Below are 13,986 nucleotides of genomic sequence, written 5' to 3'. Positions count from 1 at the left end.
TTACCTTTTTTAAATTGTTGTAGTAGACTTTAGTGGTTGTAAAATTTAAAGTCAATACTTAATTAATTGATTTTTAATACTTGCAAAATAAAAGCCTTGTTCAGGGCAAGGCTTTTATTGATAATTTATATTTACATGAACCTAACTTCTGCTTTAACTTTTCCTGAAAAGGTTGGGTTAATTGCGTCTCTGAATGAAATTTTAGAAGCTTCTTCATTAAACATTTCACTAAAATTTTGCTCTTTAGTTTCTTTAATTTGATTCGGGTAAAGTACGGCAACTTCTTCCTTATTTAACGGGAAGGCTTGGAATTGAGTATTTGCTGATGTAACAAAAGCCTGTTCTAGCGATGTATAATCAACATGGATTTTTTTACCTTCAAGCTGACCTTCGCCACGTGTTGGATAATGCATTGCTTTTGATAAAAGCCTTGTAACTTTACCATGCCCGCGGTGGATCATTTTTTCAATTGGTGAAATTTTAAACATTGATTTAGACCAATATCCACCAACAACGTATGCTGCCATAGTACTTGCTACTTGCGCAAAAGGCATCATCATGCTTTCAGTTGCTTCTGCTGAATTTTCATCACCAGATACTAAGCCTAAGCTTTTGCCAGCGGCAACGATTGCTTGTGGGGCTAAATAACCAAGTGTTGTAACAGCAGTCTGTTTAACCAGAGCCATGTACTCACCTGCTTTTTTTGTATTGAATTTTCTAGGCTCAACAAATAATTCTGTTCTTCTTGGAAGAGGATTAACTAAAGTAAGCGGCTTTATAACATTTGCTATGTCAGAAGATGTAATCTCGCTGCCATTCTTAGCTTCTTTTGTAGCTGAAATTGCTTTCATTAAAAAAGAATTAGGCTCATTAGTTGAGTTAATAATTAATTCAATGATACCTAAATGATCTGGATTTTCATTGCTAAATTCCTGAAGTAACTCATTTTTTATTACATGCAAGTCATCATTGTTGATAAGATTTTGATTCAATAATTGCGTTGCTGATAAATTCTTGTTACTGTGCTTTGACATAGCATTACCTATTAAAAGTTTATGTTAACGAATTATAGTTAATTTTTGGTTAAAAGTCAAGTAAACGGTTAATTGTAATTAAGGCTTTTGCTTTTTGTAAATGTTTTCAGTATGTTATGTGTATGAAAATTTATAAAGTATAGAATAACTATGGAAAAATGTATTGTTCAAATAGAAGGTTTAAACATACCTGGTATTACCTATGGTTTTATTGATCGCAGTGTAAAAGACTGTGACTATAAATTTTTACCTAAAGATAAACCTATTGAATCTGCAAAGGAAAGTATTTATAAAGTTGCAAATATAGTAGGTGCAAATAATAGTATTTTGCACCAAATTCATTCAAACATTGTTGTAAAAGCAAGTTCAGATTTGTACTTTCCAGAAGCTGATGCGCAAGTAAGTAATGAATATGGCGTAAACTTATGGGTTCTAACAGCTGATTGTGTACCAATACTTTTTTATGATACGGAATCTAAAATTATAGGAAGCTGCCATGCAGGGTGGAAAGGAGCATTTAGCGGTATTATTGAAAATACAGTACATGAAATGGTTAAAATGGGCTGTAAAACTGATAGCATTGGTGCAATAATAGCCCCTTGTATCAGGCAGGATTCATATGAGGTTGGCGCTGAGTTTTATGATAAGTTTATAGAAGAATCTGATGCATATAAGCAGTTTTTCAAGCCAAAAAATGAGAAATATATGTTTGATTTACCAGGGTTTGTTAAAGCAAAGCTTGTAAAAGCTGGTATTAATAATGTACATGACTCAGATATTGATACATATACAAATGCTAATAAATGGTTCAGTTTCAGAAGGTTTACCCATAATCCAACCGAGCAGTATGGTAGTATAGTAAGTTTTATAAGAATGGATGCATAATGATAACAATTAAACCAGGTTTATTTTTACATTACGGAAACCGTATTATTAGTATATTTTCAGTGCTGTTTGTATTGAGCATAATAGTTTCGGCGTATTTAATACTTCAGGCTCCACTTGACTATCAAATGCTTGATTCAGTTAGAATTATGTACATACATGTACCAAGTGCATGGCTTTCGCTGAACTTATATTTTAGTATGGGAATACTAGGCTTTTCATATATTGTATGGCGAAATCCGTTATTAATTCATATTTCCGAGGCAATGGCGCAAATTGGCTGTGGTTACGCACTTATTACATTAATAACAGGATCCATTTGGGGCAGACCTATGTGGGGAACATACTGGGTGTGGGATCCAAGGCTTACTTCAACATTAATACTTTTATTCTTTTATATTGGGTATATGCTTTACATTTATGAGAACAAACCATCTGATAAAACCTATTTTTATGCATCGGTTATTGCCATTATAGGGTCGGTAAATGTTCCTATCGTTAAGCTATCTGTAGAAATGTGGAATACACTACATCAACCATCTAGTATTATTAGAAGCGGTGGGGTGGCTATAGCAAAATCTATGCTAATTCCATTAATTAGCGTATTTTTTAGTTGCATTTCTTTTACAATCTTTATAACTTTCATGAAAGTTAAAACCCGCCTAGTACAAATTAAGGCTGGCAGGGAAAAGCAAATAAAATATTCTTAGGAGATTAAGTAATGCCATACGTAGTTACAGAAGCATGTATAAAATGCAAACTTACAGATTGCGTTGAAGTTTGCCCTGTAGATTGCTTTTATGAAGGCGAAAATATGCTGGTAATAAATCCAGATGAGTGCATAGATTGTGGCGTATGCGAGCCAGAATGCCCAATAGAAGCGATTAAACCAGACACCGACGCAGGTATTGATTGGCTTGAAATTAATAAAAAACTATCTGCTAACTGGCCTAACATTAATAGACGCAAGGATCCAATGCCTGAAGCCGAAGAATTTAAGCATATTAAAGATAAAAAACAGTATTTAAGCGAAAAACCTGGGGCTTAGGTGCTATAAGGAGGGGGTATGCAAAATTTAGAAACACATAAGCTACGTAAGTATGCGGTTTTAACGTATGATGTAAGTGCGATACTTTTATCATACGTTTTTGCGTATATTCTAAGGGTGGGTAGCTTTAAAATAACTCAGTTTGAAGAGCAAGTGGTTTTAGGAACTTTAGTTCTTGGTTTATGCTCAATACCATTTTTGTTTGTTTCTAAGCAGCATAGGGCTATGTGGCGCTATTTTTCTATAGAAGATGTAAAGGTTATTCTAAGAAATAGTATATATATTATCACATCTTTTTTTATAGCTATGTTTGTGCTTACAAGGCTTGATAATATTCCGCGCACTATATTTGTAATTCAGCTTGTTTTAACGCTTAGTAGCTTAATTGGTGGTAGGTTTCTATACAGACTTTACACTGAAAAATTTTTTACCAAAAATGCTAGCTTACAATTGAAAAAAATCCCAACAATTATCTCAGGAATTAATAGTGTATCTGAAAACTTTATAAGATCAATTCTTAGAGACCCAAGTCATGACTATCATATTGTAGCAATAATTGACAAAAACGTTTCAAAGCATAATACCAGAATTTATGGCGTTCCTGTAATGGGGGGTATAGAAAATCTTGAGAATATAATATCGCATTTGAATGCCAAAAATATTAAGCCTCAAAAGCTAATTATTGCAGAGGAAAATATTGATAAAGATGAGCTATCAATCTATATTAGCGAATGTGAAAAATATGGTTTAAGTATTGCAAAGCTCCCAAGTTATACCGATCTTCAAACTGATTTCTCAGATAAAATTGAACCCAGAAATATAAATATTGAAGACCTATTAGAAAGACCTCAAAATATTCTAAAATCGGCTAACTTACTATCCCTTATTTCAGGGAAAAAAATATTAGTTACGGGTGGTGGCGGTACAATTGGTGGGGAGCTCGTAAGACAAATTGCCGCCTACAGCCCATGTCAGATTATTGTGCTGGAAAATTCTGAATTTAATTTATATTCAATAAGTAAAGAGCTTGATTCATTTGAGATTCCATATAAAGCAATTATTTGTGATGTTCGAAACAAAGAAAAAGTAGCTAAAATATTTGATGAATTTAAGCCCGAAATAGTATTCCATGCTGCGGCACTAAAGCATGTTCCTATTGCGGAAGAGAACGTGGAAGAGGCGGTAAGTATTAACTTTTTAGGCACTAAAATAGTAGCGGATGAGGCAACTAAAGCCAAAACCGAAATGTTTGTACTGATTTCTACTGATAAAGCAGTAAACCCAGGCAACGTAATGGGGGCTACAAAACGTATGGCAGAGAAATATGTAGCTTATAGCGCTATAAATTCTAAAACTGTTTTTATAACCTTAAGATTTGGTAATGTTTTGGGATCGAGTGGATCAGTGATTCCACTATTTGAAGATCAAATCAGAAGAGGGGGGCCTATTACTGTAACCCATCCTAATATTATACGTTATTTCATGACCGTAAAAGAGGCTGTAAGGCTGGTTCTTGAATCTGCGTCAATTGCTAGTCATCACCCTGAAAACAGCGGTAGTATTTTTGTTTTAAATATGGGAGAGCCAGTTAAAATATATGATTTAGCTATCAGGATGATAAAAATGGCAGGGCTTAAGCCAGGAGAGGATATTGAGGTCAAATTTACTGGACTTAGACCAGGAGAAAAGCTATATGAAGAATTATTCTATCAAAATGAAGAGCTTATTCCTACAAGCCATAAGGATATTATGCTTTCAAAGGTGGAAAATAATTTGCGTTTAGATTGGGTAAAGCTGAGCGACAGTATATTAAATTCTAAGGTTGATTTTGAAATAAAATCCATTATAAGTCAGGTGGTTCCAGAGTATCTTATAAAACAGGAAAAAGAAAATGAATACAGCTGAATTTGATAAAATTGCATCTAAATTAATCGCTGAAATATCTGATAAATGTGACGAATATGAGCTTGATAGCGATTGTAACAACGGTGTGCTGTATATTGAAACAGATAGCGGTACGTATGTAATAAATAAACACGCGCCTACCATGCAAATCTGGCTTTCATCGCCTGTATCTGGGGCTAAACATTTTGTTTTAAGTGATAGCGCCTGGATATGCACTAAAACTAATGTTAAATTGCTGGAAATTATAGAAAAAGAGCTATTTTAATAGTATTTTTTTAGCCTTTCGGTAAATTGCAAATAAATATTGACAAAAAGTTAATTATAGATTAAAATATGTGCATAATTTAATTATTTGCGGTTTTTTACTATGGTTAATCATTTATCTACTACGGCACGTGATAATATTAAAAATTACGGTTCTTCTGTATATTATGGCTATTTATCAATGGAATTTTTAAATTCTGAGCCAAAATTCAAAGAATTTATGAAAAATCCTGTAACAGGTATTGTTAACCTTTTTGGTGAAAATGTTCAGGTAACTGTTAACGTTGTTAATGGTGAAAGAAAGATTAGCTTTACTTCCCCAAATGGTGCATATGCTGAAAACGTTGCTAATATCAAACCTATAACTCAGTATACTGCTGATGAAAAATTAAAAATTTTATCATCAAAAGATCTGGTTATTGAAGATGATAAAGGCACTAATAAAATTGGTGTTAAGTTAACTGATTTCTATAATGAGACAATAAAAATTGGTGGCGAAGATAAGATTGACTTATATAGCATGCACATTGCTAACTTAGGTGAGATGCTTAAGAATATCGATTCAGATGATAGCATGTTAATTGCCCTTCCAACAGGTTCTGGTAAAACATATACTCAGGCTGTTTGGATGCTGGTATTATATATGTCAAACGTTAACAGCTGTTTTACAGTACCTGGCGGAAGCTTAGTAGAGCAGTTTTGTGGAAAGGATCTCCCACGTTTACTTCCTAAAAATGTAACTGATAAAATCATTAGATTGCCAAAAACTGAAGCAGGTCAGGCTCCAGAAAATCCAACACTTTTCACTGATATGAAAAAAACTGACAGACCTAAGATTGTTGTATCTTCATGGAATGAAATCCTTAAAAACAGAATTGATGATGTTATGGGTACTTCGCAAGATTTATTTGTATCATTTGACGAACAGCATAAAGCTATGTATTCAGGTGGTTTTGCAGCAAAAATTAAGGAATTATCGAAAAAATTTAAATGTATGTTCCTAACAGCGACTCCTGATAAAGAGACATTTAAAATCTGTGGTAATAAAGCTTTAGTTAAAATGTCAATGAAGCAGAAAATTGAAGGTGGATATGCTGTTCCAACTGAATTTGAGACTTCTAAGGTAAAAAATACTGCTGCAAAAAAAAGAGACCTTAAAAATGCAAGAGATAAAAAGCGCTCGATTGGTAAAAAAATTGCTGATTTTGCTAATGATATATATGATTCAACATGCCTTGCTGTATATGATTCTATTACTCCAGATGTTGCAGATCCGGCAAGAGCATTAGCTGAGCAGATGCAAGAAAAGGTTCTTTATAAAAAATCTACAGATGCAAATTTCTACTCAATTCCCGATACTTCAGCTATGTCAGATGAGCAAAAAACGGAGGTAGTTGATGAATACTTAAGGCGCAACGTTGTTCCTGTTATGCAAAACAGAAAAACCCTGGTGATTACAGATTCTCATGAAGACATGGTGAATACTTACCTCACTTTTAATGATATGCTGCATAACAAAAATATTCAGTATATGAATAAAATTAGTAACGGTAAGATCAGTCAGTATAACTCAAGAAGTGACGAAATTGAGCAAATATCTAAAGGTCTTCCACTTATAGGTTTTTTAGTAAGACCAGTAGATTCTAACGTCAAAAAAGATTGGGATACGCTACATAATAATGAAATGGAAGATAATTTAAATAAAGCAGTTGCTTCACTTCCAGAAGATTTGCAGGTAATAGCAAAAGCGAAAATTAAAACTTCTTTAAATATTAAAAGCCGCAAAATAATGTTTAATAATAGCCGTAAGCTCATTATTGATCATATTATGTGTAAGCTACTTAAAATTGATGTAGTGGAACTAGACAGATTAAGAAATGAAGACCCTGCCGAACTATCTAGTAAACTTGAAAATGTATGTAATAAAGTGGGTAAACAAAATCTTAAGCAAATTGCAGCATGGTATACTTATCACCAAGAATATAACAAAAGTGGTATTGATGCTAAGGGTGCTGAGTCTCTTGCGCAAATTACTCTTGATTTAATAAAGATTTATATTGAAGGTTCTAAAAAGGGCTACAGAGTTGATTTAGCAAAATGTAGCTGGTTAGATCAAGATTTGTATACTAAATGTGGGCTGTCTACTAAATCAGCACATGGTGAAAGTGAGTTTGGTGGTGATTACGTTACTGTAGATCTAGCAGACATGACAACTTTAGACAGGTTTGCTAATCAAAATATCATGATGATGCATTTTGGCAGCTTTGAAGGTAGTGATTATAAATGTGATGTAAATCGTAGTTTCAACGAAATGAAGGAAAGGGTTATCAATTTAAAAGATCCGACACAAAAAGCAACTGATGCTCGTGCGCAAGAATTTGTTGGTGGAGATTTAGATTCGCTTTTTCAAAAAGAGGCAGGTTTCACTGTTTATAATCCAGTCTACAATAACTACAGTTCAGTGGTTAAAGATAACTATATGCTGCATTTTGGTTCAATAGTAATATCTAACCAAAAGACGGAAGGATGGAACGATCAGAATCTTGATAACGTGTTTGCTATAGCATTAGATAAAAGTTCTGCAATTCTGAACCCAAGCCAACTTGCACAAGGTATGGGTAGAGCGCGCGGACTTAAAAAGCACGTTAAGCCTTATGGAATGTTATTTGTGAATAATATGTATAAGGCAAAAGATGCATTGGAATTCTCACCAGAAGATATTAATTCTGAAAATATGTATGAGAAATATTTTAAGGGTAGAGAAAAATATAAAATTAACAGGCTTTCAAATCTTGCGCGTTTTAGTGCAACAAACATTCGTAAGTCTCTTGATAATAACATTGATCCATTTGGAAATCTAAATAAAGCTAAATATATCGAAGAACTTCACGATGATATCATAAATGTTGCAAGGGATATTGACTCTGCAAATAATCATAATATCCGTATGACAAGACAGCATCTAAGAGGCTATATAGGTCAATTGAAAAAAGAACTAAACACAGTTCAAGCTAGGCTTATAAACCCAATAGATTTGAAACTTGTTATTAAAGTATTATTTAATATGGCTAATGCTATATTTGGATTTTTAAGATTGTTTTATAACATTAAAAGTTATTTAAGGATAAGAAAGCTATTAAAAGCAATTGATAAGGTGAAAAAAGATCCAGCAACTACACCAGAAGAATTAAAAGTTATTAAAAAACTGGAAGCTCATATTAAAGTTCTCAGAAAATTAAATTTAAGTTTATTGGTAGAGCCAGATGAATTGTTAGAAATTACCCCATTTTTCTTGGCGAATGATAAAGTCATGAAATTCGCGGGTGTGCTTTCAAATCCTTCCTCATTAATTGCAATACTTAGTTCTGACAGTTTTAAGAATAAAATTAATCAATTAATCGGGGATGGTATTTCTAAAATTATCGCTGAAACTACTAATAACGAAAACAAGAATACTTTAAAATCATTTGATTATATAGGAACACTTAGTGTTATTATTGGTAATAATTCAGAGCTATTTAATGAAATAGTATTCCGCTTAATGAAGTCAGATAAGAAGCTCAATAATAAATTCAAGGATAAGTCTGATATACAATTATTTACAATGTTTGCCGCAAAACTATTTGAAGGATTTAGGGATATATTTAAAGTTATCGCCCCTAACTTAAAGTCTGTTACCATACTTGCTGATGATATGAAAGCGCTGACAAATGGTGCATTTAATAAAGATCTTAAGTTGGATATTGGATCAATTAATGGTGTGTTTGATATAGCTAACGTAATTACAGAAATCAGTGTACTTTCATCAGATGATGAAGTAATGAATTACTTGGCAGTTAAATTATTGCCAAAGATTATTATTGTAGGAGCAACAAATCACGCTGCCGCCGATTTGGCTCAGGCTCTTAAAGCTATTATGTCTGTAAAAAATAATAACCCAAGGGATTTAAGCTTGCAGGATAGGCTTAGGGCATTATTTTTCAAAATTTCAGGCATTAACGCTGGTGAGTTATTTAATGCTTATGAACATGGAAATCTTGCTTTAGCTGGATACCTCTTTTCAAAATTAGAGGGGAATAATACAGCGATTAATGGAATGTTTAATATTAAAAATTTGATAACTAATATTGCTGATAGTGTTATGCAAGAAACAATTGTGACGCTTATGCAAACAAAAGCATTCAAGAATTTGTTAAATAGCATTCTGAAATTTGATATGGAAGCGGTATTTAAATATAGTTTTGAAGGCGTTACCAAAGATGATATGCTTTATGCACTTGCTGCATCAATGAATATTGATGTTGCACATATGGATGCTGATATCAAAAATAACATTAAAAATGCAATTGATTTAAATCCTAAAAAGGCTAGTGATTCTATTAAATCATTGATACGCAATTTTGCAAAATGTAAGTCAGTAGCAGATATTGAAAATATAATTCAAAAGCAATTTGGTATTAATTTCAAAGACTTTCAAATTTTAAATGCTGCTGTTGCTACTGGTAATGCAGTAGATGTAAACAATATCCTCAAGAAAATAGATATTTCTAAGTATACTAATTATTTGATGATTGAACTTGCTATGCATAATTTGAAAGAAATTATGCAGGATAAGACTCTGTTTGGTAGAGAAAAGATTGAGAAGGCTGTATATGGTGAAATAGAGAAAGGAAGGGAAACATCCGCAGCAATGTCAAATCTTCAAGATTTGCTTGATAAGGGTTACTCTCACAAAGAATCTTTGGTAAATGCTTTAACTGGAACACAAGGTGAGATTGCAGAAGGTTCGTTTTTATTTCGTAAGTTTAAAGATGTATTGGCAAATACCAAAGAAGTATCTACGGCTGTAAACAAACATAAAATTATAGCTATTTCTGAGACGCAAGATTTACTCTCGAGAATGGATTCAGACCTTGACTGGTTTAGACCGCGTGCATGGGTAAAAGGCGGATTTAGACTTATTAAAGACATTGGTATGTATGGTGCACGTAAACTTGGTTTTTATAAGCCAATATTATTTAACAAGCAATATAGCTGTTACAAAACAAATAAAGAGTTTGTAAAAGATCTTAAGGCAATTAAAGATTTAACCTATACTGCTAATGTTGCAATACCCAAAGACTGCCTCGAGGATCTTGCAAAAAAATATTGCCATAGAACATTAGAAGAAAGAAAGAAAATGAGGCAAGAAGCGAAACGTGCTGAAGCAGCAGCAGCTGTTGCATAAATCTAATATTTGAGAAGGATGTATCAAATGCATCCTTCTTTTATAGTTTTTTAAGTTTAGGTTTGTATGCGTCATTTCCTTGCTTATGTAGATTTTTCTACATATCGCTCGTTATTTCTGTGCAAAACTCAACTTAATTCACTATATTATTCGTATTGTTTTGATATAGTCGGGCAGTTATTTATGACTTCAAGAAGCTTATGCCTTGTGAATGGTTTTGTTAAAAAGTTTACTGCTCCTTTTGACATAGCATTAATCACATTTTCACGAGAGCTATCAGCACTGAGCATGACTATATAAGCAGCTGGGTCTATTTTTTTAATTTCAGCAATTAGCTCAAGTCCGGATTTGTTTGGAAGATGTATATCAAGAATTAAAATATCCGGCAAGATTTCTTTGTATTTTGTTATAAGCTCAGCACCATCTGTGACAAATGCATTTTTAATTATCCCACCAAGCGTTTTATTAATTACAGTTCTGACTATCGGATCATCTTCCGCAATAAGTACCATGTCGTCAGTGCCTATTCTCATTTATTCTGTTCCTTCCTGTTTAGAGTTTGTTAAATTATTTAGTTCTAATGATACCTCTTTATAGGCATCTTGCAATTCTTTAAATACATTTTCTCGGTCAATTTTATTTGAGTTTTCCATTTTCTGAGAAATTGCAGCTATTCCAGCAAGCTTCCTTGCGCCTATAATTGCTGCTCCACCTTTGACTAAATGCGAGATTTCCCTCCATTCCTTAGACTCGCCATCAATAAGTAAAGTCGAAAGTTTTTGCAAATGTAATTGCGTTTGTTCATTGAATATGTCTACTAACTCTTTAACTTCAGCGCTATGGTTGCTTTTGTCAGCAAAGAAACTGTCTAGTACTGATGTTTCTAAAACTGGCAGGTTTTTATCCAAGCTCTCTACAACATTCTGGCTGGTATTATGTGGATTGCTTGAAAGATTGCCGAACTTAATCCATCTGGACATTATTTTAATAAATGTTTTACGATCAACAGGTTTGCTAATATATTCATCTGCGCCTAAGGTTATAAACCTCTCTCTTTCGCCCATCATGGCATTTGCTGTCATTGCTACAATAGGAATTCTTGGCGTTTTGTTTTTTTCTTCAATTTCCCTGATAAGTTTTATGGCATCATAGCCGCTCATTTCGGGCATATGACCGTCAATAATTATTATATCGAAATTACCTTCATTAAACGCTTTTACAACTTCTTTTCCATTATCAACGATATGAATATTAGGGATTTCCAGAATATCCATAAGTTTTTTTACAAATACCTGATTAAGTGCATGATCTTCAGCTATTAGGATTTTGACTGTTTTAGAATCCAGAGTTCCTGTTGGGATAACATCCCTTTGCAGATCTTTGTCGGTAACAGATTTTTCATCTGCAATATCCAAAGGTATATTGACTATGAACTTACTTCCAACGCCGTACATACTTTCAACTTTAATTGTACCGTTCATCATCTCTATTAGCTGCTTGGTTATAGCTAACCCTAAGCCTGTGCCGCCATATTTACGCGTTATTGAATTATCAGCTTGGGCAAATTTTGAAAAGATGCGACCTTTTTGTTCTTCGGTCATTCCTATGCCAGTGTCTTCAACTATTATTGTTAAAAGTACTTTGTTTCCATCGACACTGGTTTTTAAACTAAATTTTATAGTGCCGTTTTCGGTGTATTTTATAGCATTGGCAGCTAAATTCATAAAAATCCTGTTGAGCCTTAAAGGATCACCCCAAACTACCATGTTATACGGAATTTGCATATTTTGTTTAACCATTAAACCTTTGCGATCAGCAAGGGGAATTAAAGGGATTATAACTTTGTTTAAATTTGAATTAAGATAAAATGCTACTCTTTCCAGTATCACGCTACCTGATTCTATTTTTGAGATATCCAGAATATCATTTACAATTTCAAGCAGGCTTTGAGAGGATTCCAGGATAATATTTAGTCCTTTTATGGTGTCCTGATCTTTACTGCCTACAATCAGTAAGTCAGTCATTCCTATGATACTGTTAAGTGGTGTTCTAAGTTCATGGGATGTATTTGCCAAAAAGTCTCGTTTAGTATTATTTTGATAGTCTGACTCTTTTTTTGCCTCAATTAATTCTTTTGTGCGCCTGTTATACCAGTATGCAATTTGTCCTAACTCATCGTTTCGTTCTTCGGATAAATAGCATACTTCATTATTTAAATGATTACTTTTAAGCTTTGATATAATGTCAGAAATTGGGTCGATTAAATACCTTCTAACTTTAATAAAAAAGCCTGTAAATATTATTATTATAACGGTAAGCAATGTTAAGCCTAGTCTCCATGCCATTGTATCGGAGTAACCTTCAATCGCTTTTAAAGGTGTCACCATCACAAATTTCCACATTGTGCGAGGCATTTCTACGATAGTTACATATGATGTTTGCTTTAATAAGGATTCACTAAGCGTTTCAAATGTTATCGGTTCTGCTATTTTGTCTTTGTCTCGTTCATTTATAATAATGTTAGTGGCTATTAAGTAAGCGTCTTTAAGAGAAATTTTAGGCGATGTGATTTTTTTTACAATTTGATCAAAGTCATTTAAATTAATATTCTTTGCTAGATTAATTTTATCATTGTTGATGTTAGAAAGATTTGAATAAATCAGTTCAAAATCTTTAAAGTTATCTTTAATCTCTTCTAATGAAATATATTTTTTATCTAAGTTAAGCATATTTGCGGGAAAAGTAATGATGCTGTTATTGCGATCAACTATAAGTGTGTAGCCGTCTAGTACTGTTTTTGAGGATTTTAAGAAATCCTGAAATTTTTCGATATTAATATTAAGTGAGGCAGACGCCTGTGTAATTCCATTGTGTTTGATAGGGAAGCTACAGGTTATAATGTTATTTGAAGTTTTGACGCTTTTATGAACAGCAGACCAATAACAGTTTTTGTTATTATTAAATTGATTTGGTGCGAACCATTCATCGTTAATATAATCTTTGGAATTTAGATTTAAATCAACCGAAATTGAGTCGTTTTTTTCTCGTGACCATGATATATTATTTGAAGATTCTTTATCATGATGCCATATTCCGCCGCTTTCAACATACATTGGAAGTAATTTAGAGTTCAAAATTGGTTTTAACAAGTTTTTATATTCTTGAGTATTAGTAGTGTTTTCGTACAGATTTGCTAAAGCACCTGCCGCAACTTCAATATCTCCTACTATTTCATCTAGGTATCTTTTAAAGTGTTCAACCTCGATCAGATGTCTGCGCATGTAGCGTGTTTTTACTTCGCTGAATATTAAGACTCTGCTTGCAACAATAGTGATTAAGCATAGTAAGATACACATTAGTACAAAATAAGTTGTAAACTTAAAAGATAAAGTATTTCTGTAGCTTTGGTTATTCATAAGCTTCTTCGTAATTACGTATTTAATATATCAAATAGCGAAAGTGCAATTTTACTATAACTATATAGTTGCATTTATTTAATAAAAATACAACCCTTAATATCATGTGTAATTATTAAATCTTGGTACATTCTAGATAGTAGTGCAACGATTTATTAATAAGTTAGGGATTAATTTTTGAGGGTTGAGGAAGCCCAGGATTTTTCT

At 32.9% G+C, this 13,986-nt stretch carries 9 protein-coding genes; 6 read left to right on the top strand and 3 right to left on the bottom strand.

Annotated elements, in window-relative coordinates:
* Positions 1-131: 131 nt before the first annotated feature.
* Positions 132-1,034, bottom strand: coding sequence for a hypothetical protein (locus BGO27_00045; protein OJV13180.1), 903 nt, complete (start codon positions 1,032-1,034; stop codon positions 132-134).
* 264 nt (positions 1,035-1,298) lie between these two features.
* On the opposite strand from BGO27_00045, the gene BGO27_00040 reads away from it, so the two are divergent.
* The 6 genes from BGO27_00040 (at position 1,299) to BGO27_00015 (ending at position 10,363) form a co-directional block, all read left to right on the top strand.
* Positions 1,299-1,919 carry a hypothetical protein gene (locus BGO27_00040; protein OJV13219.1) on the top strand — a complete coding sequence of 207 codons (621 nt, stop codon included), beginning with the start codon at positions 1,299-1,301 and terminating at the stop codon, positions 1,917-1,919.
* On the top strand, positions 1,919-2,629 hold the full coding sequence (locus BGO27_00035) for a hypothetical protein (protein OJV13179.1): 711 nt from the start codon (positions 1,919-1,921) through the stop codon (positions 2,627-2,629). The genes BGO27_00040 and BGO27_00035 overlap by 1 nt, the downstream gene beginning before the upstream one ends.
* An 11-nt stretch (positions 2,630-2,640) precedes the next feature.
* Positions 2,641-2,967 (top strand): ferredoxin, encoded by a 327-nt coding sequence (locus tag BGO27_00030; protein OJV13178.1) that lies wholly within the window; start codon positions 2,641-2,643, stop codon positions 2,965-2,967.
* Between the two features lie 18 nt (positions 2,968-2,985).
* Positions 2,986-4,872, top strand: coding sequence for a hypothetical protein (locus tag BGO27_00025; protein OJV13177.1), 1,887 nt, complete (start codon positions 2,986-2,988; stop codon positions 4,870-4,872).
* A complete protein-coding gene (locus BGO27_00020; GenBank protein ID OJV13176.1) occupies positions 4,859-5,137 on the top strand; it encodes an iron donor protein CyaY in 279 nt (92 codons plus the stop codon). Before BGO27_00025 ends, BGO27_00020 begins: the two co-directional genes overlap by 14 nt.
* A gap of 102 nt (positions 5,138-5,239) precedes the next feature.
* Positions 5,240-10,363 (top strand): hypothetical protein, encoded by a 5,124-nt coding sequence (locus BGO27_00015; GenBank protein OJV13175.1) that lies wholly within the window; start codon positions 5,240-5,242, stop codon positions 10,361-10,363.
* A 146-nt stretch (positions 10,364-10,509) separates the two neighbouring features.
* Here the strand turns inward: BGO27_00015 and BGO27_00010 are convergent, their stop codons facing one another.
* Positions 10,510-10,875, bottom strand: a complete 366-nt coding sequence (locus BGO27_00010) for a hypothetical protein (GenBank protein OJV13218.1) — start codon at positions 10,873-10,875, stop codon at positions 10,510-10,512.
* 21 nt (positions 10,876-10,896) lie between these two features.
* On the bottom strand, positions 10,897-13,779 hold the full coding sequence (locus BGO27_00005) for a hypothetical protein (protein OJV13174.1): 2,883 nt from the start codon (positions 13,777-13,779) through the stop codon (positions 10,897-10,899).
* Between the last annotated feature and the right edge of the window lie 207 nt (positions 13,780-13,986).

The organism is Alphaproteobacteria bacterium 33-17, from assembly GCA_001897445.1.
In the GTDB taxonomy this organism is placed as follows: Bacteria; Pseudomonadota; Alphaproteobacteria; order Rickettsiales; family 33-17; genus 33-17.
Note: the sequence above shows the minus strand (reverse complement) of the source record. Positions and strands in the feature narration are given on the sequence as shown.

Bases quoted from the DNA above. Each gene is read 5' to 3' on its own strand.
- BGO27_00045 (OJV13180.1), bottom strand. From the start codon at position 1,034: ATGTCAAAGCACAGTAACAAGAATTTATCAGCAACGCAATTATTGAAT.
- BGO27_00035 (OJV13179.1), top strand. From the start codon at position 1,919: ATGATAACAATTAAACCAGGTTTATTTTTACATTACGGAAACCGTATT.
- BGO27_00030 (OJV13178.1), top strand. From the start codon at position 2,641: ATGCCATACGTAGTTACAGAAGCATGTATAAAATGCAAACTTACAGAT.
- BGO27_00025 (OJV13177.1), top strand. From the start codon at position 2,986: ATGCAAAATTTAGAAACACATAAGCTACGTAAGTATGCGGTTTTAACG.
- BGO27_00020 (OJV13176.1), top strand. From the start codon at position 4,859: ATGAATACAGCTGAATTTGATAAAATTGCATCTAAATTAATCGCTGAA.
- BGO27_00015 (OJV13175.1), top strand. From the start codon at position 5,240: ATGGTTAATCATTTATCTACTACGGCACGTGATAATATTAAAAATTAC.
- BGO27_00010 (OJV13218.1), bottom strand. From the start codon at position 10,875: ATGGTACTTATTGCGGAAGATGATCCGATAGTCAGAACTGTAATTAAT.
- BGO27_00005 (OJV13174.1), bottom strand. From the start codon at position 13,779: ATGAATAACCAAAGCTACAGAAATACTTTATCTTTTAAGTTTACAACT.